Consider the following 20,818-nt stretch of genomic DNA (forward strand, 5'->3'; position numbering starts at 1 on the left):
CAGGTCCGATCAGTCCCTGCCCTCCAGGATCCATGCCTCCAGCGCCTGCGTGTCCCGCATGTCCCCCGCGTAGCGGCGATCCGGCACGTAGGGCTCGTTCGAACCGCGCCCGCGACCGCGGTAGACCTTCATGGGCACCGAAATCCGGCTCAGCCCACTGGGCAATGGCTGAGGCCTGATATCCATGTAGACACTGAGGGCGCCGTCCATCTGGGCGACGAAGCCGGGATTGTGCGGGTCAACCACCCCGGGATGGCTGTCGCGCAGGGCCGCGTCAGCAGCCTCCAGATCCATCAACAGCGTGCTCGGCCAATCTGTGGCAGAGCCTTGGGTGCCTGCTGCCACTACCGCACCGACCAGCAACGATGCGAGCGCCATCGATTCACCTCTCTACTGGATTGCGTTCCAGGCTGGCAGCTTTCAGGTCTGTCGTGCCGCGCCCGCCGCAACGGGCGCGGCGCCACTTCAATGCAGGGGCACCTTCAGCACCGAAGGCGCGTTGGCCGGTGAGCTGAAGGTCACCGCACCGCCCAGCTGGCTGATGCCTGCATAGCGCAGGTCCACGGTATCGACCACCAGGGTCAGGCGGCTGCCGGCCGGGAGGTTCCAGCTGCTGGCTTCCAGGCGGAGATCGATTGTTTTCGGCTGGCCGGGCGTGGCCCCGCGCAGGGTGTAGGGCTTGTGGCTGACCAGCTGGCCGTTGCCCAGCGCGTCTTCGGCATACAGGTAGGCATACAGCGTGGTATTGGCGCGGCTGGGCGTCACCGTCACCCGCACCTCCGGTGCGCCATCCAGGCGACGTGCGCTCCAGTAGATCGGGCCCTGCCAGACGCCGGCGGCGTTGCGGCCGACTAACGGTACATAGGCGCCGGGCGGCAGGTTGATCATCTGCAGTGCACCGGAGGCCATCACCACGCCGGAATTGGCAGCCGTCAGCAGCCCGCTGCCGATGCGGTAGCTCCAGCCGGTAGCGCCACCGTTCTCCGCCAGGCCGCCGGTGGGCAGCAGCAAACCGGAGGGTGCGGTCAGGCCGTAGCTGACGGCGCCCGCATTGGTGGCCTGCCAGTCCGGATAGCGGCTCCAGCTGCCCTTCTGCGACTTCAGCTGCACCGCTGCCTGGCGATCGATGCCATTGTCCACGCCCTTCAGGTAGTGGTCGAACCAGTCGCCCACGGCGGCATAGACCTCATTGGGAATGCCGAACGCACCGAAGGCCTCGTTGAGGGCATGGTCGCCGTGGCGCAACTGCAGCTGCTTGGGCCCCTTCAGGCGGTTGAAGAAATCGACCAGCTGGCCCGGCGGGAACAGGCTGTCATTGAAGGCATTGGCGAGGAATACCGCCGGCTGGTTGGCGTTGATCTCTTCAAGGCCGCTGGCCGGGCTGCGCTGTGCGGCCACCGGCAGCAGCGAGTCCACCGCCCCTTGGTAATTGCCGACCAGCACATTGCGGTTGATGGTGGCCAGCTCCGCGCCGGGGCGGCCGGTCGCCAGGCCCGCCGCCACCAGCAGGGCGATGCCCTGGGCGCTGGGTGTGTCATGGCTGTACAGCGACGCCTGCAGGTCGGCCCAGCCACTGAGTGCGGCAACGGCCTTGATGCGGGGATCGCGCGCCGCCGCCAGCAGGCTGGTGCCGGCGCCATAGGAGATGCCCGAGACCCCGATCCTGGCCGGATCGGCGCGGGTGTTGTCCAGCGCCCAGTCGATCAGCGCGCTGACATCCTCGACCGTGGCGGGCCCGGCGATGTCGATGCTGCCACCCGACTCCCAGAAGCCGCGCGAGCTGTAGCTGATGACCACATAGCCGCGCTGCGCCAGCGACTGTGCCACGCCCACGTACTCCACGCTGGGCACCGCCCAGCTGCTGGGCATGACCAGCAGCGGATAGCGCCCGCTGCCGGCATCCTGCGGTTCGATGACGAAGGCCCCGAGAGGCGTGCCATCCCAGCTGGGAATGGTGCGATGGGTGGTCTTGACCGTGGCGGCCCAGGCGGTGGGCGCCAGGCCGGTCAGCAGGATCAACAGCAGCAAAAGCTTGCGCATCGTCGTCTCTCCCCCTCGGTGGTGGTGCAACGGGTCGGACCGTACCAGTGCGAATGGTGGCTGGCACCTTGCGACGCAGCATGGCGCAAAGCGCACCTTGGTATGCTTCGCGGCACTGCGGTCCTCCGCAGGCTCCCATCAATGCAAGGATGCCCCCCCGATGCGCAGTCGGCACGGCGCGGCAGGAGGTGGAGGCCTGGAACCGCTGGTCGGCCTGGGCGGCGCGCTGGGTTCAGCATGCGCCGAAGTCGCCGGCAGCCCACCTGATGACTGCACGGATTCCGCTCAACCTGGCCTGGAGCTACCGCGGAAATGGTTACGCCAACACCGTCAATGCCGAAGACTGGGCTCAGTTCCATGAGTACAACGCGGCTTCGCAGGCCTACCTGCAATCGCATGAGGGCGTTGCCGGCGGCGACCCGTTCTGGCACGAGATGAGCGTGCTGATCGCGCTGCGCGAGGGCGCGGATGACGAAGAACTACTGACGCTCGTCGACCGTGCAGCGAAGGCCTTCCCCGACTACGAGCCGCTGCACTTCATTGCCCTGCAGCACTTCACGCCGGCCTGGGGCGGCAGCGCACAGAAGATGGAAGCCTTCGCACGGCGCTCGATGGCCAGTATCCCGAAGAAAAAGCGGGCCATGCGCTACGCACGGCTGTACTGGTCAGCCACCGCGTATTCGGCCGATCACTTCCGCGCGGCGACACCCGATTGGCCGCTGATGCGCTAGGGGCTGGACGAAATCGCACAGCGCTACCCGACCATCGACAATCTGGAGACCATTACACGCTACGCCTGTTGGGCGCGTGACGGCGATGCCCTGGATCGGTGGAATCGCCTGTACTTGAGCCGAAGTGGTTTCAGCGAGGCGGTCATTGCGGACTCGAGCGAGCAAAGCAGGGCCGCCTGCCTGGCGCCGGATGCTGGGCAAGAGGCTTCCTTGTAGAGCCAATCGGTGCGGAACCGGGCCGCGGAGGATGCGCGGTCCAGCATGCACTTCACACCTGCAGGGTGCTTAGCACGTACGCATGTCAGCCACGGACCGCGTGATCTGACACATCACCAGTGCTTGCACCCGGTCACAGCTTCGCGTTCTCGTCGTTGACCAAAAGACGACAGCTTGTGACGCTTGCGACACCGCGCGGCCCTCCGGGCCTCCTCATCGCGGCCTCGCTCTACTGCACTCCGCATCACCCGTATCCGCAACGCCTTCACATGACACAGGCCCGGCCTGGTCGTGGCGGGCAGCTGCGTCCTGAACTCTTTGCTGGAGAATCGCAATGCGCCTTGCAAGCTTCGTCTTTGCCTTCGTCCTCAGCGCCTTTGCCGGCGCAGCCCAGGCCCAGGTAGTCACCCTCAACAAGGGCGGCTTCGTGCTCACCTACGACTGCGGCATCCACAGCGCCACCCGTTACGAGTACACGCTCACCGCCGATACCGGTTCGGCCGCACGGCCGTCCAGCTTCTACAAGGACCCGGACCTGCCGGCCGGTTGCTTGGGCCAGACCAGCACCGCGTCCTACGCCAGCATCAAATCCGGCTATGACCGTGGCCATCTGGTCACGTCCAACCACATGGATTACGACGCGACCTACATCCGTCGCGCCAACTACATGACCAACATCGTGCCGCAGGTGTCCAGCTTCAACCAGGGCATCTGGGTGAAGGCCGAGAACGTGGCCGAGTGCTACCGCGACATCGCGCCGGTGGACGTCTACGGTGGCGTGGTCTACGGCGATGCCGCCAACGATTATTTCCTGGCCAGCCATGGCATTCCGACGCCGGAGTTCTTCTGGAAGACGATCATCACCCGCGACCCTAACACCGGAACCGCCAAGGCGATCAGCTGGATCATCCCCAACGAGGCCAACCTGGGCAGCCTGGACAACTACCTGGTGACGATTGCGGATCTGGAGGAACTGCTGGGCGCCAGCTACGTGGCGATCAACGCGCCGGCCTCGCTGAAAAACATGCTGCCGGCCACCACCTGGCCGCAGCCGGCCGGGTGTGACCTGGGCTGATCGGGGGGCAGAGGAACGTCACGATGCCTGTGCGCGCAGCCATCGTGACGCCAGCACTCTGGCCAGCAGGAACTGCACTGCGGCGCCGACGACGGTGGCAACGACAGGCCCGCGACCTGTCGTCGGCGCCCCAGCGGACAGCGCTCGCAGAAGATAAGCCATGCTGGCCAGGATGATCAGCAGCGCCGTGGCAAGCAGGATCAGCGACACCACCATCGTGCGCGCCGTCGATGCGGGTTCCGGCGACGGCGCGCCGGCCCATAGGCCGGCAAACGTGGCCAGCGCGCAGGCCACCAGCAGGATCAGGCTCGCAATCTGCAGCTGCGCGGCGCCGTCGGCAACGGGCATGATGAACTCGCCGGGCGAGAATCCCACCGGCAGCTGCGCCACCAGGATGGGAAGCAGGCAGCTGCCGGCCACCAGCGTCACCGCGCCGGCGATGCTGGCACTGATGAGGTGATGGTGCCCGCCCTCGGCAGGAATGCGCCGCTGCATCAGCAGCGCCGGCACCAAGGCCAGCAGCGTGAGGACCAGTGCATGCGCAAGCGGCATCAGACTGATGGCTGCGACGCTGTAGACTGGAAACGGCAACTGCGCCATCGGAATGCGCATGGCGCGATCCAGCACGACGAGCAACCCGAAAAAGGCGATCGAAGCGATCACCGGGTGGCGGATCCGCAGCGCGCCGCGACGCCCGAACAGCAGCATCGACACCAGTACCGCCGCTCCGGCAGACAGACTCAGGTGGAAACCGAGCTCAGCCAGCGCGTAGCCGATTTCACCTGAGGCCTCGGGCGGGCCCAGACGGCGCCCGAATTCGACCAGGCGGAGGGCTACGGGCAGATACAGACAGAGCACGTAAAGCTTGGCGGCCATCGCGAACTGGATGGGGTACGCACTGAAGAATGATCGCAATCGGTTCAAGGCGTATTCCCGTGCAGGCGCTGGGCGGGCTGACCTGGCAGTCTAGCGTTCCTGTGGCCCGCGTGCCCCGCCCGACCCGCTATGGGAAAATGGCGGGCACGTCGCCCCTTTGGCTGTTCCCGGAGTAGTAGATGTCCCGTTTCCCCTTCGATGCCGTGCTGTTCGACTGCGACGGCGTACTGGTCGATTCCGAGCCGCTGGTGGCCCGTGTGCTCTCGGAAATGCTGACCGCACGCGGCTGGCCGCTGACCCCGGCGCAGGCGGGCGAGGTCTTCCTCGGTCAATCCGTGGCTCATCTGGCCGGGCTGATCGCAGAGCGCACCGGCAAGCCGTTCACCGAGCAATGGCTGGAGGAATTCCGCCAGCAGCGCAACCGTGCGCTGGAGCAGGACCTTGAGGCGATCCAGGGGGCGCCCGAGGCCGTGCGTGCGATTGCCGCGGCCACCGGCGGGCGGATTGCCTGCGCCTCCGGTGCCGACCTGTTCAAGGTGAAGCTGCAGCTGGGCAAGGTCGGCATCCTTGATGCCTTCGGTGCCCATGTGTTCAGTGGCCAGGACATGCCGAACACCAAGCCTCACCCGGATGTCTATCTGGCCGCCGCCGCAGCGCTGGGCGTGGACCCGAAGCGCTGCGCGGTGATCGAAGACACCGTGACCGGCGCCACCGCCGGCGTCGCGGCAGGTGCGACCGTGTTTGGTTTCAGCGAGGGCGGCCCGCACCACAGCACGCCGGAGGCCCTGCGCGCTGCGGGCGCGAAGGTGATCTTCCAGCGCATGGAGCAGCTGCCGGCAGTGCTGGCGGCCTACGCCGCCGACGCAGCCGCCTGAGGCGGCCTCAGCCCGCAGCGCCCAGCGCGGCGCCGCGGCGTTTCCCGGCGTAATGCAGCACGAACAGGTACAGGCCGGTGAACAGCTGCAGGAACAGTGGCGGCAGCGGCGAATAGGTGATCCACGCTGCAGGCTCGCCCTGCCCCAGCCCGCGGACGACGAAGTTGGCGATCACCGCCAGGGTGAAGACGATCGAGGTCCAGCGATGTACGGGCCGCGCCCAGCCACCGCGGCTCATTGACGGCGCCTCGCTTCGGAGCGCGCTTCGATCATCTTCCAGCCATTGCCGGACGGGTCGCGGAACCCCGCATCGATGGCGCCGTAGCGTTCGACCGGCGCCTGGGTGAACTCCACGCCCTGCGCCAGCCATTGCGTGTAGCGCGCCTGGCAGTCATCCACGGCCAGCACCAGCGGCGGCATTGCGCCCTTGGCCACCAGCTGCTGCAGCGCCTGCGCGGTGGCCGCATCGTGGGTGGGCGGACCGGGCACGAACAGGCCCAGCTGGAATCCGTCCTGGCCGGGGCTGCGCACCGTCAGCCAGCGGTAGCTGCCATTGCGCACGTCGGTATGCACTTCGAAGCCGAGCGTGCCGACGTAGAACGCGAGCGCCTCATCCTGGTCGCGCACATACAGGCCGACCGTGTTCACAGTGTTTGTCATGGGACCTCCCTCAGGTGGGATCCACGTTAGCAACCGCCTCGCGGCGGCGCTTCTCCAAAACTGCGATGTTCAGGTCCGGTCGCTGCGCGGCACGTGCGTGGCATTCCGGCACGCTGGCCGGCGTCGCCTCGCCGGCGCGCTCGCGCTGGCGCACATTGCCCGGGCTGTCGCCGGTGATGTCACGGAAGATGCGCCCGAACGTGCCCAGGCTGCTCCAGCCGGTCTGCGCGGCGATCTCGGTGACCGGCAGCTCGGTGTCACGCAGCATCGCCACGGCCCGTTCGATGCGGCGGCTGAGCAGGTAGCGGTGCGGCGGCAGGCCGAATGCCTGCTTGAACGAACGCGCGAAATGCGCAGGCGATACCGCACTGACCTCGGCCAGGCGGGCCACCGGCCAGTCCTCGTGACTGGCGTGGTCCATCCGGTCCTTGGCACGCAGCAGGCGCCGCAACAGTTCCGGGCTCTGGTTCATGGCGTCACCGCGTGTGCCAGATGATGTCGCGACGCACGCCTGGCCTGCGCGGCCTGCTCGCCCAGCCAGTCACCGAATGCGATGACCTTGGTGCTGCGGCTGCGCGCCGTCGGTGCCACGAACCAGAAACCACGCCCGTCGCTGGCCACACCGGGATGTGCCTGCACCAGGCGCCCACTGTCCAGTTCGGCCTGGAACAGGATCGGCGAGCCGATGGCGATGCCCTGCCCGGCAATGGCAGCACCGACATCCAGATGCTCCATCGCAAAGGGGGTGACGAAGCTCTCCGGGTCCGGTGGCGGAACAGCACCATGTGCGGAAAACCACAGTGCCCACCAGTCAGGCCTGCCGAGCAGTGGAACCTCCAACGCCCGCCGACCGAGCCCGTCTGCCGCCGGCAGCAGCGCTGGCGCGCACAGCGGAGTGAAAATGCTGGGGAACAGGGGCGTGGCCTGCAGCCCGGGCCACGCACCATGCCCGTTGCGGATGGCGGCATCGAAACGCCCGGCGGCCAGGTCCTGCGGCTCTGCCGACAGGTCCAGTTCCAGCACGATGCTTGGATGGCGCGCGCGGAAACTGCCCAGGCGCGGCGTCAACCAGCTGGTGCCCAGCGTCGGTAGAACGGACAGGCGCAGTCGTGCCGCATCCATGTCAGCGGCGCGCATGAAACTGGCGCGCAGCGCGTCGAAGGCCCGGGTGGCCTCCACTGCGACGCTCGCACCGGCGGCGGTCAATTCCACATGCTGGGCGTGGCGCAGGAACAGGCAGGTACCGGTCTGGGCCTCCAGCCGGCGCACGTGGTAACTCACCGATGCCGCACTGGTGTCGAGCTCATCGGCGGCGCGGGCGAAGCTGCCCAGCCGTGCCGCCGCCTCGAAGGCGCGGATGGCGACAAGCGATGGCAGCTGGCGTTGGGTCACCATAAGTGTGGCTTAGCCTGAGCCCCGATTTCCGCGTGGTCAATCCCCCTCGCACGCGCAACGATGGAGGCACCTCCGGCACGGGATAACGCACATGGATCGACGGCAGTTCCTGGCCACCCTGGCCGCCACGGCCGCCACGGCCGCCACGGCCGCCACGGCAGCGTCCACCGCCCTGCCCTCCGGGTGGGCCCTGGCCAGCCCCAGCGCAGACTGGAAATGGTTGCAGGGCAACTGGCAGGTCCGGCACCAACGCCTGAAGGAGCGCCTGGTGGGCGATACCCGCTGGGACGCCTTCACCGGCGCCAGCGCGGTCTGGCTCACCCTGGGCGGGCTCGGCACCATCGATGACAACGTCATGGCACTGCCTTCGGGCCCCTACAGGGGCTTGGGCGTGCGTGCCTTCGATCCGGTGTCTTCCACCTGGTCGATCTGGTGGATCGATGGGCGCACCCCTGCCCATATCGAAGCGCCCGTGCGCGGCGCCTTCGCAGGCGATGGCGGCAGCTTCCGTGGTCGCGATGACTTCAAGGGACGCCCCATCGAGGTCTGGTTCCGCTGGCATGACATCCACGGCGATGAGCCGTGGTGGGAGCAGGCGTTCTCCGACGATGCCGGTGCCCATTGGGAAGTGAACTGGCGCAACTGGTTCCGCCGCACTGCTGCGATCCCCACTCCGCTTCCGAAGCTGCCGGATGCACCGGGCGATTTTGATTTCCTGGTGGGCCATTGGAACGTGCGCCATCGCCGCCTGCGCGCTCGGCTGGCAGGCAGCGATGCGTGGGACGCCTTCAACGGCACCCTGCACAACTGGCCGGTACTGGGCGGATTCGGCAACGTGGGCGACAACCTGATGGACGTGCCTGGAGCACCGCTGCGCGGCATGGGCATCCGCGCCTGGAATGCGGCCGAGCGGCACTGGCTCAGCTGGTGGCTGGATGGCCGCGCGCCGACCCGGATCGGCGAGCCACTGCGTGGGGGATTCGAGGCCGGTGTCGGCCGCTTCTTCGGCGAGGACCAGCACGAGGGACGGGCGATCCAGACGCGGGTGATCTGGTCACGCATCACCCCGCGTTCGGCGCGCTGGGAACAGGCGGCCTCCGCCGATGGTGGACGCAGTTGGGAAACTAACTGGGTCAGCGACTTCGAGCGACAGGCATGAAGGCGCTGCTGGCCGTGATGCTGCTGGCATCGGCATTGCCCGTGCCCTCCCCGCCCGTGGTGCTGCGGATCATCGGTCCCGCCGAGCGCTTCGCCCCCGGCATTGCCTCCACACAGCATGACGAGATCCGGCTGACCCTGAGTCCGGACGGCAATACCGCCCTGTGGTTCAGCCGCAACCGGCCGGGGGGGCCTGGGGGCTACGACATCTGGATCTCGCACCGCGAAGGTGACCGCTGGCGGCCGGCCACGCCAGTGCCGTTCAACACGCCGGGGCGCGACTTCGATCCCGCATTTTCCGCAGATGGGCGCGTGGTGTATTTCTGCTCGGACCGCGCAGGCGGCCAGGGCGGTGACGATCTGTATCGGGTCAGCATGGGGAGCGACGGTCGATTCGGGGAGCCAGTCAATCTTGGCCCCGCAGTGAACAGCGCGGCCGATGAGTTCGCGCCGATGCTCTCGCCCGACGGTCGTACGCTGTTGTTCTCCAGCGATCGTGCGGGCGGTGCTGGCGGCCATGACCTCTACAGCGCGGCGATGATCGGCGGCGTCGCGCAGCCGGCACGGCCGCTGGCGGGAGACCTCAATACCGCAGCGCAGGAGTTCGATGCCACCTTCCTGGGCGACGGCCGAACGGTGGTATTTGCCCGCGCCCAGGACTTCGGCAGTGCACCGGTGCGCCAGTTCATTGCCTACGAACGTGGAGGCCGCTATGACGCAGGGCATGCTTTGCCATCGCCCGTGAACGCGCCCAGCGGCGACAGCTACGGCGCGATGCTGGATGGCTCGCGCCGCGACACGCTGACCTACTCGGCGCGACGCGCCGGTGGTGAGGGACTGGACCTGTACCGCGTCCGCTACCGGATGATGCCGCCCTGAAGGCAGTGGGTGTCGATTTCCCACGCGCCCGTTCGTCGAGAGGTTGAGTACCCCAGGAGAAAATGCAGATGCCTTCCCAACAGTCCCTTGCCTGCGCCTGCGGCCAGGTCCGCCTGACCACCACCGGCAGCCCCATCGCCAGCGTCGAATGCTGCTGCGACAGCTGCCGCAGGGCCGGCGTCCGGATGCAGGCGATGCCCGGCGTACCGCAGGTGCTGGGGCCTCAGGGCCAGACGCATTTCGTAATGCAGCGCAAGGATCGCGTCCGCATCGATGCCGGGCATTCCCGGCTGCACGCGTGGCGGTTGTCCAGCACGGCCGGCAGCCGCCGCGTCGTGGCGGGCTGCTGCAATACGCCGCTCTTCCTGGAGTTCAGCGGTGGCCATTGGCTGAGCCTGTATGGGCTGTTGTGGCCGGACGCGATACGCCCCGCCGTGGAGATGCGGACGATGGTCAACGATCTTCCCGACGCGTCTGTCCTTCCCGGCGACGTGCCCAACCTGAAGACCCACTCGCTGCGGTTCCATGCCCGGCTGTTGAAGGCGTGGATCTCCATGGGCTTCCGCAGCCCACGCATCGAGATCACGGGAGACAGCCATGCCTGAGCCCGAGCGGATCGAGATCGAGAGCATCACCACGCCCGGGCACATCCAGCGCGTGGATCGCGCCAAGTACATGGCCATGCGCGCGGCCCTGCTGCGTGCCTTGCCCAGGCAACCTCCCGGGATGACGGTGGCGCAGGCGAAGCAGGCGCTGTTGCCGCACCTGCCCGCATCGCTGTTTCCGCAAGGCGCCACGGCCGGTTGGTGGCTGAAAGCCGTGCAGCTGGACCTGGAGGCCAAGGGCGTGATCGAGCGTCTTCCAGGCACGCCATTGCGCCTGTTCAAGCACGTGCCGGCCGGCTGATCAGCGCTGCGCCGGCAGCTCCAGCCGATGCTTGCGGCACAGCCGATACACGGTTACCCGCGAGATCTGCATCTGCCGCGCGCACTCGGAGACGTTGTAGCCGGTCTGCCGCAGCGTCTGCAGCAGCACATCACGTTCGGCCTGGCCGCGGGCATCGTGCAGCATCGCCCCCGGCGGCGCATGCACGGGCCCTCCCAGTTCGAGGTCACGCTCGCTGATCAGCTCGCCTTCGGCCATGATCGCCGCCCGCTGCACCCGGTTCAGCAGTTCGCGCACGTTGCCGGGCCATTCGAAACGCCGCATCGCCTGCAGCGCAGCGGGTGCAAAGCCACGTGCACGCACGCTGTGGCGCAGGCGGAAGCAGCGCAGGAAATGCTCGGCCAGCAGCTGCACATCAGCGCCGCGCTCGCGCAGCGGTGGCATCACCAGGCGCAGCACGTTGAGGCGATAGTAGAGATCGCTGCGGAACCGCCCCTGCGCCACCGCGTGCTCCAGTTCCACATGGGTGGCAGCCAGTACACGCACGTCCGCCCGCAGCGGCTGGCTGCTGCCGACCCGCTCGAACGTACCTTCCTGCAGCACGCGCAACAGGCTGGTCTGCGCTTCGGCCGGCAGGTCGCCCACCTCGTCAAGGAACACGGTGCCGCCGGATGCGGCTTCGAATACGCCGATCTGGCGCTTGTCGGCACCGGTGAACGAGCCACGCTCGTGGCCGAACAGCTCCGACTGCACCAGGTTCGCAGGGATGGCACCGCAGTTGACCGCGATGAACGGCTTGCCTGCACGGCCGGACAACGCGTGCAGTGCATGTGCAGCCAACTCCTTGCCGGTGCCGGTCTCGCCGGTGACCAGCACCGGCAGATCGACCGGCGCGAACTTGTGCAGTACGGTGCGCACCGCATGCAGCGCAGGACTCTCGCCGATCAATGCGCGCGGCCCCTGCCCGCTGCACACTTCGTCGGCAGACGTATCCTCCGCGTCGAACTGCTGGCGCATCGCCGCCACCAGGTCCTGCAGGCCGAAAGGCAGCGTGAACCGCGAGATGCAACGCTGCAACAAGGGCAGCCACGCGGCAGGCGTGGGCCCTGCGCCAGGCGGCAGCACCGCCAGCCACGTCAGATGCGCGTGCTGTTCGATCCACGGCGCCAGCAATTGCAGGGCCGGTGCATCCAGATGGCGAAGATCCAGCACGGCGAGCAGCCGGTCGCGCCCGCGCAGGCCGATGGCCATCGCCGGGTCGGGATGGATGCGACGCACGTACCAGCCTGCGGCCGCCAGCGCGCTGCGCTCGTTCGCCAGCGGCTCGCCGAACCAGAGCACGCATCGTGACGCAGAAGCCTCCGGGACCGCTGCCATGCTTCCCCCAGCATCCGGACACCGTCGGCGGACTGTCAGGCAATCACCGGCGTGCCGCCCCTCCGCCGGGACCTCTACGGCCACCGCGGCGGCCTTTGTTGCGCGGATCCTAGCGCTGCGCTAAACGGCGGCGCAATGAGCGGCGCGTCAAGAAGGCACTGGCTGAAGCGGCATCGTTACAGTCCGCGGCGGCACCTGTAACACCCATGCGACAGTCGGGCGCCTGCCTTGCCCTACGGCGCTTGGCGCTGCGCAATCCCAACATTTTTCCCACGCCGCTGTAACGACGCGGCAGCAACGCCCCACACCCGCCAGTGCCCACCCCCCTGGCTGCCAAGCCTTTCAGGGTTGGCACGGTTGATGCGTGGTTCCGCCGCACCCATCACGGGAGATCGGCATGGACGGCATCACCCCCATTCGCGGCCTGCTGGCAATGCTGGCCGTGGCCCTGCTGTCGGGCGCCGCGGGCGCCTCTGCCTCCGGTGCCCGCCAGGGCGTGAAGGCACAACCGGGCGAAATCGTCCTGTTGCGGGATGTGGCCGCGCGGCCGGCCTATCGCATGGCGCCCCCGGGCATGGCGCTGATCGCCGACCCGAAACCACAGCGCGAGATTGCGACGGCGCTCGGTGCGGGTACCCCGGCAAACGCGATGGACGAGCTGAGCGATGAGGACTATGCCGGCATGGGGGCGGGGCACACGGCTGCGACCGCGACCCCCACGGGCACCACCGTCGGACGGGTCGCCCAGCAGGCCCTGGGCGGCACGCCGGGACGCAGCAGTGACGGCATGCTCGGCAGCAGCCTCGGTGGCGCACTGGGTGGCCCACTGGGCGCGGTCGGGAACAGCACCCGCGGCATCGGCGATACCGTGCGCGGCGCGCTCGCCCAGTTCCCGTTGCAGGGCCCGGCCCCGGCAGGTGGCAAGTGAAGCGGGCACGTTGGCTGCTGCTGGTCCTGTTTGCCACGCCGTTGATGGCGCAGGCCGACGACTACAGCGGCATGCTCGCCTACCTCGACGTGGCCCGCATCGACGGTCACGCCCTGGCGGGTGCAAACGGCGCCATCGCGTTGAACCAGGCGGCCGGTGACCTCAACCTGCAGGCCAACCTGCATGGCATCGCCACCGGCGAACGCGCCGACGTGTTGATCGGCAACCGGCAACTGCGGGCCGGCAACCGCGTGCTGAGCGCACCGGCGCACGCCACCGCCGTCATCGACGGCAACGCGCTGGCCGGTGCCAGCGGCATCGCATCCATCAACCAGGCCAGCGGCATCGCCAACACGACGCTCAACGTCGTCAGCGCGACGCTGGCCAGACAGGGCATACGCGAATCCGACGATACGGCCTTGGCCGCCGAAGGTTCCGCGTTGGCAGGGGGGCGGGACGACGCCGGTCGCGGCGTCGCGACCGGCACCCGCAGCGCCGGTGTCACCAGCACCGCGCTGCGGGGATTCGACGGGGTCCTGCAACTCAATCAGATCGCGGGCAGCGGCAACGACACGGCCAATGTGCTGGGCCTGGTCGTGCAGGACCGCCCGTGACAACCACCCAACCGATGCACCACCCGATGAGAGAGAGGGCACCATGAAAGCGACCGTCAAACGGACCATGCTCGCCATGGCGATTGCCACTGCCTCGACCGCCGCTGCGGCCAATGGCTGGGACAACCAGAACGCCAACGCGAACATCAACCACAACCACACCGTCAGCGAAACCCGCAACGACACCCACAACCACACCGACAACGACGTACGCAACCGCACCGTCAACGTCAATGTTCAGAAGCACAGCACCATCCAGGCCGACGAGCGCAAGGAAAAGAACAACCACGGCGTCGACGTGAACCTGGAGAAGGACCTGCGCCTCAGCACCGACGTCAATTTCTCCGGCGACCCCACCATCACCGGCGACATCGACCTCGACTCGGCGGCCATTGCGGTGATCGACAACCGCCAGTCGATCAGCAACAACGCCACCAGCAACAGCCTGGTCACCAACAGTGCGTCCATCGGTGACAGCGTGGGTGCCGGCGCCTCCGGCAACCTCGGCTTCAACGTGGTATCGGGGGACAACAACGCCCAGGACAATGCCGCGTCATTGTCCGCTGCCGATGCGTCCTTCAGCTTCGGCATGGCCGACGCCGAGGTGTTCGTCAACCAGGCCGGCTTCGGCAACGCGACCATGAACTCCGGCGTCACCAATGCCGCAGGTCTCGGTGGCAATGCCTTCGGCGGTGCGTCAGGCAACATCGGTGTCAACATTGCTTCGGGCAACAACAACGAGCAGAAGAACGCGCTCGCGGCCTCGGTCGCAACCACGGCGGTGGCGCAGTCGAGCATCAGCTCCAACCAGGTCTCCACCGGCAACACGGTCAGCAATGCCGGCTTCGTGCAGTCCTACACCGATACCGTGCAGGTCGGCCTGCATGGCGGCGTCAGCGGCCTGACGTGGGGCTATGGCGCCGGCACCTACCGCGGCACCGGCAATGCCTACCAGATGGCCAACTATTACCTGGATACGTGGAACGGCGCACTGCCGCACCCGGGTGGCAACAGTACCGGCCACATCGACCTGGACAACCAGATCCAGAACGCCACGATGAACCCCAACCGGCCGGGGGTGGGCGGCCTGGGCTTCGATACGCGTGAAAGCGGCACCAGCCAGTTCGTCGAACTGGGCGTGGCCGATCTGTACGCCAGCCTGAGCGGCACGGTCAGCACCACGCGCTGGGTGAACGTCAACGCCACCAACACGTCGGCCTTGTCCGGCAGTGCCTTCTCCGGCGCCTCCGGCAACATCGGCGTGAACGTGGCGGCGGGCACCGGCAACCTGCAGGCCAACAGCCTGGCCCTGGCCGTAGCCCAGCCCAGCACCGGCGGTGGTGGCGGCAACGGCGAGTAAGTGCACCACCCCGGCCGTCCGCCAATGGCCGGGTTCCCGGGAGCCCCTGTTCCTCCTCCCCCTTGGGGCAGGGGCTCCCTCCTGCTGCTGGAGAACGTGATGATCGGCCACCGTCTCTCGATATGCCTGCTGGCCTGCCTGCTGTTGCTGGGCGGTGCATCGGCGCGGGCGGGCGACGTCGGCTTCGCCAGCGTGCTACCCAATGGCGCACTGCTGCAGCAGAAGGTGGAAAGCATGCAGGAACGGCGCTACCGCAACGTGGTGCGCCAGCACACCGATTACAGCTGCGGGGCGGCCGCACTGGCAACCATCCTGCGCCATGCCTATCACCTGCAGACCGACGAAGCGACGGTGATCGAAGGAATGATGGGGGTGTCCGATCCAGCACTGGTGGCCGAGCGTGGTTTCTCGCTGCTCGACATCAAGCGCTACGTGGAATCGCTGGGCATGCGCGGGCGCGGCTATCGTATCGATGAAACACGCCTGCGCACGCTTCGCGTTCCCGGTCTTGTGCTGATGGACGTGCGCGGCTTCCGCCACTTCGTGGTGCTCAAGCAGGTGCGCGACGGTGTGGTCGAGGTGGCTGATCCCATCCTCGGCAACCGCAGCCTGGCGCTGCCTGAATTCCTCGCTGCGTGGCCATCGCGTGCCGTCTTCGTGGTGATCGGCAGCGATTTCGATCGCAACACGGTTCTGCTGCAACCCAGCGAACGGCCCAGTGCCCGCGCGCTCTACGCGCGACAGGGGCCGATCACCGATGCCGAACTGGTCGACTTCGGCTTCAGCCACGCCGACCTGTTCTGAAGGAGGTTCCGCCATGTTCCGTCACCGCCTGTTGATGGTCCTGCTGCTGGCCTGCCCCGCCCTGCCCCTGCAGGCGGCGGACGCGGCGCCCGGGCGCGGCCTGAAGGAAATCCCGGATCCCGAACTGAACCTGATGCGGGGCCGTTACACCGTGGGCGGCAATACTGTCGCCTGGTTCGGGGTGACGATGGTCTCGCAGTGGCAGGCCAGCAACGGAAGCGTGTTGCAGGGTGCGTTGACCCTGGGCATGGACTTCCGCGGCGGGGGCAGCCCGAAACTGAGCTTCCAGCCCAGCGTGCACGTCACCGCCGCAGATGCGCCGCTGCCGGACACGCAGGGTCGCCGCATCGACAGCAGCGGCCTGGCCAACGCCAGCGGCGTGGTGCAAAGCGTGCAGGTGGCCGGCGATGGCAACGTCGCCCGCAATGCGACCACGCTGGTGGTACGCAATGGCGCGGTGCCGGCCCTGCCGGGTGACGGTGCCCATTCGATCAGCGCACAGGCCGAAGGCGTCTCGGCCTCCGCGGTGCTCGACGGCAACCAGGCACGCCTGCTGTTGCAGGTAGATGGCCAGGGCCTGGTCCAGCAATGGATACGCAACGGCAGCGTCGGCCAGGGCATCGCCCTGGCCGGTGACGGCCAGATCGCCAGCAACCAGCTGCGGCTGGAGCTGGTGCGGGATACCGCGGGCGGCAACCTGCCGTTGAGCCAGAACGTGGCCCAGGCGATTGCGATGAACCGCGGCATGGGGCCGGGCCGGTAGTACCACGGCACGGCGTTGGGGGAAGCGTTCCACAACGCAGGACACGAACATGCACACCCTGATGAGGATCACCCCGTTGGCGCTGGCGGCGCTGGCGGGCACCGCCTTCGCCGCGCCACCCGCGGCGGATGATGGCGCCGACGTGCAGGCGCTGGCCAACCAGCTGGAGCAGCTCAAATCCAACTACGCGCAGGAAGTGCGGCGGCTGCGCGAACTGGACATGCAGGTGCAGGCGATGCAGGCGCGCCTGAGTGGGAAGGTTGGCCCGATGGCCCCGTCTACGGCTGCGCCCGTCGAGCATGGCTCGCCCCTGCAGACGTCACCGGGCAGCGAAGGCTATGCCAGCAGTGCCGCCGAGGCGCAGCAGGCAAAGCAGGAATCGCGGCGCAGCGTGGATGATGTGAAACAGCAGCAGTCGGCGCTGTTCTCGCGCCGCTTCACCGTCGAGAACAGCCTCACCTACGCCCGCTACGACCGCAAGCAGCTCACCCTCAATGGCTTCCTGGCGCTGGATGCGATCTTCCTCGGCAACATCGCCATCGAGAACGTCGAGTCCGATTCGCTCACCTACAATCTGGCCGCGCGCTGGGGCGTCAGCCCGAACCTGACGCTCAACCTGGACGTGCCATACCTGGCGCGGCGCACCGTCTACCAGAAGGGCGGTGCCGGCGGTGCGGCGGCCGCGATCGCGCAGGAAGAGACCAATGGCAACGGCCTGGGCGATATCGGCCTGAGTGCGAATTACCGCTTGTTCGGCGAGCGCGGCTGGCGCCCGGAAGCCGTACTCACCGCCGGAGTGACCGCGCCCACCGGGCGTGCGCCTTACGGCCTGGACTGGAAAGTGATCGAGCGCGATGACGATGACTACATCCGCTTCGCCGTGCCCAAGGAACAACCGACCGGCAATGGCGTGTGGCAGGCCAACGTCGGGCTGTCGATGGTCAAGACAGCCGATCCGGCGATCCTGTTCGCCAACCTCGGCTACGTGCATTCGTTCCCGCGTGGTTTCAGTGACATCGACAGCAACCCCGACACGGTCAACCCAGGTGACGTGAAGCTCGGCGGCTCGGTCTACTTCGGCGCCGGCGTGGCCTTTGCGTTCAACGAGCGCACCAGTCTCAGCCTGTCCTTCAGCGACCGCATCAGCGCCCGCGCTTCCACCCGTTTCCAGGGCGGGAAGTGGATGAAAGTGATTGGCAGCGACGCCAACGCGGCGTCACTGAATCTGGGTGTGACGTATGCGCTCAACCAGCACACCACGCTGGTGACCCTGCTGGGCATCGGGCTGACCCCGGATGCACCGGACTTCACGCTGGCGTTCAAGATCCCTTACATGCTCTGACCCGCCCGATCCGGCGACGCTGTGGCCGACAGCCCCTCGCCGCCGGATCGCGCTGCCCACGCGCAGGCCCTGTGTGTGCTCCAGGGCAACGCGCCAGCGCTGGCGACGACGGCGATGATCATCAGTTCCGCCGTATTCACGCCGCACCTTCACGGTGATCCCACCGCATTCTCCGTCGATTCCGCCAATCCGGCGGCGGCGCCATTTCCTACTCTGGCCCCACGGTGAAGCCCAGGCCGCTGCAGGCAACGCACCGTGACACTGGATACCACGCACTTCCACCCTTTCGCAGGAGCAGGACATGGCATTTCCAACCGCGGTAAACGACCAGATCACCGATTCGGTCACCCAGGCCAACACCAAGGTGCTGGGCGACGCGCCCGCCGTGGCAGTGGGCAATCTGTACCAGGCCACCGCACAGGCGCTGGCCAATGCCGCCCACAACGCCACCAACGCGCAGCAGCAGTCCTACGTCACCGCGCAGTCGGCCACCACCATGGGCGTGGCCACTCTGTACTCGATCGATACCGCCACCACGGCGGTAGCGAGCAAGGAAATCCTCAGCACCCGCGTCCGCGGCCTGGGCTCCTGATCTGTCGTTCCATCGCTGACCCGCCAACCTCAAGGAGATCGACATGGCATTCCCGACCGCTGTAAACGACCAGATCACCGATTCGGTCACCCAGGCCAACACCAAGGTGCTGGGCGACGCGCCCGCCGTGGCCATGGGCAATCTGTACCAGGCCACTGCGCAGGCGCTGGCCAACGCCGCCCACAACGCCACCAATGCGCAGCAGCAGTCCTATGTGACGGCGCAGGCGGCCACCACCATGGGCGTGGCCACGCTGTACTCGATCGACACCGCCACCACCGGCGTGGCCACCAAGCAGATCCTCGGCGCGTGATGCGCCGGCAGGCAAGGAGCTGAGCCATGGCATTTCCCACGGCCGTCAACGACCAGATCACCGACTCGGTCAGCCAGGCCAACCTGCAGGTGCTGGGCGTGGCGCCTGCCACGGCAATGGGCACGCTGTACCAGGCCACCGCGCAGGCGCTGGCCAATGCCGCCCACAACGCGACGCTCGCCCAGCAGCAGATGTATGTCACGGCGCAGGCCGCGACCACGATGGGCGTCGCGCTGCTCTACGCCGTCGATACCGGCGCCACCGGCGCCGCCACCCGGAAGATTCTCGGCTGATTCCATTGAGTGCCGGCAATCTCCGTTCCTGTAGTGCTGTCCACCCTAGGAGCTTCCACCATGGCATTTCCCACCGCCGTCAACAGCCAGATCACCGATTCGGTCTCGCAGGTCAACACCAAGGTGCTTGGCGATGCGCCGGCCATCGCAATGGGCAACCTGTTCGTGGCCACCAGCCAGGCGCTGTCCAACGCCGCGCACAACGCCACCAACAACCAGCAGCAGTCCTACGTGACCATGCAGGCGTCGACCACCCAGGGGGTGTCCACGCTGTATGCGATCGACACCGCCTCCAACGGCGTGGCCACCCGCGAAATCCTGGGCCTGCGCTGACGTGTCGGCCCGGCGTGACGCCAACCACCGCGCCCCCGCCCAGGGCGGCGTCACGTCGGGCCCCTGATCGATGGCCGCATCGCCCGCCACCGGCTACCTGCTGGCAACCACCAGCGCCGGATCCGGTGTGGCGATCGCCCTTGCCCCCTCGTTCGCGATGTCCGCCACCTACCTGGCGATGGCCGACAGCCTCGGCCTGGCAATGCAGAACGCGGTGGCCAACCAGCAACGCGGCCAGGTGACCGCCGGCGCAAGCCTGGCCCAGGTCCTGGCCCTGATCATCCAGAAGGGAGCCGTTCCGTCATGAGCAGTGAGAACACCGTCAACAGCCAGATCGTCGACAGCGTCAGCGCCGCCTCGACGTTGCTGGTAGCCCAGGGTCCGGCGCAGTCCTTCAGCATGCTGGACATGGTGATGCTGGAGACGCTGGGCACCGCCATGCACAACGCCGTCGCGCGCCAGCAGGGTGCAGGCATGGTCAGCAACGCAGCGGTCACCGCCACCTGCGCGAAGATGATCAACGCTCCCTGGCCGGTGCCGCCACCCGCTCCGGAACCCCCTCCGCCGCCACCACCGCAGGTCATCCCCCTGCCCGGCCCGGTGCCGGCGCCCCCTTCGCCTGCGGCGGTGATCGCCGCGGCCACCGCAGAAGGAAAGACCGCCATCAGCGTCCTGCAGGCACAGACCCACGGTGCCACTGCCGACGCTGCGGCCGCTACCAGCAGCCTGCATGCACTCCAAACGCTTGCAGGCAATGCGGCAGCGCCCGCGCCCGGTCCTGCGCCCGACCCCGCGTCCGGTCCGGATCCGGACGCAGGTCCCGCCCAGGATCCCGCGCCAGACTCCTCTTCCCCTTCCCCTTCCCCGGCAGACGACGCTGACGCCGGGGCCTGACAGACTGCAGGCCGCCTGCGGCCCCACCCGCCCATCAAGGAGCCCGTATGGACCCGAGCAACGTCAACGCCCAGATCATCGATGTGATCAACCAGGTGCAGACGGCCACCATGTCAGCGACCGTCGTGACGACCAGTGGTGCCGGCAAGGCCTACCAGTCGGTGGCCCAGTCTGCGGCGATCGCCGTACAGGATGCCGCCGACGCCCTGCGCAATGTCTCAACCATCGCGACCACCGCGGCCGGCGTGGCCATGGCCCAGTACCTGGCGACGGGGGACGAAAAGTATGCAAGGGTGCTCACGCAGGCGCAGAACATGATGCAGGGGGCCACCGCCGACTTCAACCGCGTCGGCAATGCCGCTGCGACCGTCCTCAAGGAATTTCCGGCCCAGTGAGGCCGCCAGGAGATCCACGC

At 67.7% G+C, this 20,818-nt stretch carries 27 protein-coding genes and 1 pseudogene; 20 read left to right on the forward strand and 8 right to left on the reverse strand.

The features are described from left to right. Positions 1-9: 9 nt before the first annotated feature. Both AC5P56_RS10645 and AC5P56_RS10650 read right to left on the reverse strand, forming a co-directional pair. Positions 10-195: pseudogene (locus AC5P56_RS10645) on the reverse strand (S41 family peptidase); the annotation flags it as partial. A gap of 270 nt (positions 196-465) precedes the next feature. Then, on the reverse strand, positions 466-2,040 hold the full coding sequence (locus AC5P56_RS10650; protein ID WP_495231631.1) for a S15 peptidase family protein: 1,575 nt from the start codon (positions 2,038-2,040) through the stop codon (positions 466-468). A 266-nt stretch (positions 2,041-2,306) separates the two neighbouring features. Here AC5P56_RS10650 and AC5P56_RS10655 point away from each other — a divergent pair, with 266 nt between their 5' ends. After that, positions 2,307-2,771, forward strand: a complete 465-nt coding sequence (locus AC5P56_RS10655; RefSeq protein ID WP_495231632.1) for a hypothetical protein — start codon at positions 2,307-2,309, stop codon at positions 2,769-2,771. A 550-nt stretch (positions 2,772-3,321) separates the two neighbouring features. Beyond that, positions 3,322-4,062: a DNA/RNA non-specific endonuclease gene (locus AC5P56_RS10660; RefSeq protein WP_032957559.1), complete on the forward strand. Its 741-nt coding sequence runs from the start codon at positions 3,322-3,324 to the stop codon at positions 4,060-4,062. A gap of 18 nt (positions 4,063-4,080) precedes the next feature. Here the strand turns inward: AC5P56_RS10660 and AC5P56_RS10665 are convergent, their stop codons facing one another. Beyond that, positions 4,081-4,986: a hypothetical protein gene (locus AC5P56_RS10665; protein WP_445978932.1), complete on the reverse strand. Its 906-nt coding sequence runs from the start codon at positions 4,984-4,986 to the stop codon at positions 4,081-4,083. A gap of 131 nt (positions 4,987-5,117) precedes the next feature. On the opposite strand from AC5P56_RS10665, the gene AC5P56_RS10670 reads away from it, so the two are divergent. After that, positions 5,118-5,813 (forward strand): HAD family hydrolase, encoded by a 696-nt coding sequence (locus tag AC5P56_RS10670; protein ID WP_014647239.1) that lies wholly within the window; start codon positions 5,118-5,120, stop codon positions 5,811-5,813. 7 nt (positions 5,814-5,820) lie between these two features. On the opposite strand, the gene AC5P56_RS10675 is transcribed toward AC5P56_RS10670, so the two are convergent. From AC5P56_RS10675 to AC5P56_RS10690, 4 genes are read right to left on the reverse strand one after another with little or no spacing between them, the layout of a single operon-like run. Next, positions 5,821-6,051 carry a hypothetical protein gene (locus tag AC5P56_RS10675; protein ID WP_032957563.1) on the reverse strand — a complete coding sequence of 77 codons (231 nt, stop codon included), beginning with the start codon at positions 6,049-6,051 and terminating at the stop codon, positions 5,821-5,823. Further along, on the reverse strand, positions 6,048-6,473 hold the full coding sequence (locus AC5P56_RS10680; protein WP_075076944.1) for a VOC family protein: 426 nt from the start codon (positions 6,471-6,473) through the stop codon (positions 6,048-6,050). The genes AC5P56_RS10675 and AC5P56_RS10680 overlap by 4 nt, the downstream gene beginning before the upstream one ends. A 10-nt stretch (positions 6,474-6,483) precedes the next feature. After that, complete coding sequence (locus AC5P56_RS10685; RefSeq protein WP_014647242.1) at positions 6,484-6,945, reverse strand: helix-turn-helix domain-containing protein; 462 nt, start codon at positions 6,943-6,945, stop codon at positions 6,484-6,486. Further along, entirely contained in the window at positions 6,942-7,868 is a 927-nt protein-coding gene (locus AC5P56_RS10690; protein ID WP_481452565.1) for a LysR substrate-binding domain-containing protein, read from the reverse strand. Before AC5P56_RS10690 ends, AC5P56_RS10685 begins: the two co-directional genes overlap by 4 nt. 91 nt (positions 7,869-7,959) lie before the next feature. Between AC5P56_RS10690 and AC5P56_RS10695 the strand changes: the two genes are divergently transcribed. The 4 genes from AC5P56_RS10695 (at position 7,960) to AC5P56_RS10710 (ending at position 10,811) form a co-directional block, all read left to right on the forward strand. Next, positions 7,960-9,027, forward strand: a complete 1,068-nt coding sequence (locus AC5P56_RS10695; protein WP_495231633.1) for a hypothetical protein — start codon at positions 7,960-7,962, stop codon at positions 9,025-9,027. Beyond that, a complete protein-coding gene (locus tag AC5P56_RS10700) occupies positions 9,024-9,905 on the forward strand; it encodes a TolB family protein (protein WP_046430791.1) in 882 nt (293 codons plus the stop codon). Before AC5P56_RS10695 ends, AC5P56_RS10700 begins: the two co-directional genes overlap by 4 nt. 62 nt (positions 9,906-9,967) lie before the next feature. Next, positions 9,968-10,510 (forward strand): GFA family protein, encoded by a 543-nt coding sequence (locus AC5P56_RS10705; RefSeq protein ID WP_041863476.1) that lies wholly within the window; start codon positions 9,968-9,970, stop codon positions 10,508-10,510. Further along, complete coding sequence (locus AC5P56_RS10710; RefSeq protein ID WP_014647247.1) at positions 10,503-10,811, forward strand: DUF6958 family protein; 309 nt, start codon at positions 10,503-10,505, stop codon at positions 10,809-10,811. The genes AC5P56_RS10705 and AC5P56_RS10710 overlap by 8 nt, the downstream gene beginning before the upstream one ends. Here the strand turns inward: AC5P56_RS10710 and AC5P56_RS10715 are convergent, their stop codons facing one another. Continuing rightward, positions 10,812-12,167, reverse strand: coding sequence for a sigma-54 interaction domain-containing protein (locus tag AC5P56_RS10715; protein WP_049439629.1), 1,356 nt, complete (start codon positions 12,165-12,167; stop codon positions 10,812-10,814). Between the two features lie 397 nt (positions 12,168-12,564). Here AC5P56_RS10715 and AC5P56_RS10720 point away from each other — a divergent pair, with 397 nt between their 5' ends. The 13 genes from AC5P56_RS10720 to AC5P56_RS10780 all read left to right on the forward strand — a co-directional run bounded on the left by AC5P56_RS10720 (position 12,565) and on the right by AC5P56_RS10780 (position 20,798). Further along, positions 12,565-13,095 carry a FapA family amyloid fibril periplasmic chaperone gene (locus AC5P56_RS10720; protein WP_495231634.1) on the forward strand — a complete coding sequence of 177 codons (531 nt, stop codon included), beginning with the start codon at positions 12,565-12,567 and terminating at the stop codon, positions 13,093-13,095. A gap of 44 nt (positions 13,096-13,139) precedes the next feature. Further along, positions 13,140-13,709 carry a FapB/FapC family functional amyloid domain-containing protein gene (locus tag AC5P56_RS10725; protein WP_049439918.1) on the forward strand — a complete coding sequence of 190 codons (570 nt, stop codon included), beginning with the start codon at positions 13,140-13,142 and terminating at the stop codon, positions 13,707-13,709. Between the two features lie 43 nt (positions 13,710-13,752). Then, positions 13,753-15,069 carry a FapB/FapC family functional amyloid domain-containing protein gene (locus tag AC5P56_RS10730; RefSeq protein WP_126412290.1) on the forward strand — a complete coding sequence of 439 codons (1,317 nt, stop codon included), beginning with the start codon at positions 13,753-13,755 and terminating at the stop codon, positions 15,067-15,069. Between the two features lie 99 nt (positions 15,070-15,168). After that, positions 15,169-15,873 (forward strand): C39 family peptidase, encoded by a 705-nt coding sequence (locus tag AC5P56_RS10735; protein ID WP_046430798.1) that lies wholly within the window; start codon positions 15,169-15,171, stop codon positions 15,871-15,873. Between the two features lie 13 nt (positions 15,874-15,886). Then, a complete protein-coding gene (locus AC5P56_RS10740; protein WP_111207017.1) occupies positions 15,887-16,636 on the forward strand; it encodes a hypothetical protein in 750 nt (249 codons plus the stop codon). Between the two features lie 49 nt (positions 16,637-16,685). Continuing rightward, positions 16,686-17,978, forward strand: coding sequence for a transporter (locus tag AC5P56_RS10745; RefSeq protein ID WP_197604642.1), 1,293 nt, complete (start codon positions 16,686-16,688; stop codon positions 17,976-17,978). A 301-nt stretch (positions 17,979-18,279) separates the two neighbouring features. After that, positions 18,280-18,570 (forward strand): RebB family R body protein, encoded by a 291-nt coding sequence (locus AC5P56_RS10750; RefSeq protein ID WP_005416648.1) that lies wholly within the window; start codon positions 18,280-18,282, stop codon positions 18,568-18,570. A gap of 43 nt (positions 18,571-18,613) precedes the next feature. Beyond that, positions 18,614-18,883 carry a RebB family R body protein gene (locus AC5P56_RS10755; protein WP_005416649.1) on the forward strand — a complete coding sequence of 90 codons (270 nt, stop codon included), beginning with the start codon at positions 18,614-18,616 and terminating at the stop codon, positions 18,881-18,883. 26 nt (positions 18,884-18,909) lie between these two features. Further along, positions 18,910-19,176, forward strand: coding sequence for a RebB family R body protein (locus AC5P56_RS10760; protein WP_006446865.1), 267 nt, complete (start codon positions 18,910-18,912; stop codon positions 19,174-19,176). A gap of 60 nt (positions 19,177-19,236) precedes the next feature. Then, positions 19,237-19,509, forward strand: a complete 273-nt coding sequence (locus AC5P56_RS10765) for a RebB family R body protein (RefSeq protein ID WP_005416651.1) — start codon at positions 19,237-19,239, stop codon at positions 19,507-19,509. Positions 19,510-19,579: 70 nt separating this feature from the next. After that, positions 19,580-19,816 (forward strand): RebB family R body protein, encoded by a 237-nt coding sequence (locus AC5P56_RS10770; protein WP_032957589.1) that lies wholly within the window; start codon positions 19,580-19,582, stop codon positions 19,814-19,816. Continuing rightward, positions 19,813-20,403, forward strand: coding sequence for a RebB family R body protein (locus AC5P56_RS10775; protein WP_049420461.1), 591 nt, complete (start codon positions 19,813-19,815; stop codon positions 20,401-20,403). The genes AC5P56_RS10770 and AC5P56_RS10775 overlap by 4 nt, the downstream gene beginning before the upstream one ends. A 47-nt stretch (positions 20,404-20,450) precedes the next feature. Further along, positions 20,451-20,798: a hypothetical protein gene (locus tag AC5P56_RS10780; protein WP_046430815.1), complete on the forward strand. Its 348-nt coding sequence runs from the start codon at positions 20,451-20,453 to the stop codon at positions 20,796-20,798. Positions 20,799-20,818: the final 20 nt, after the last annotated feature.

It is taken from the genome of Stenotrophomonas sp. YJH_SMC_131, assembly GCF_059367975.1.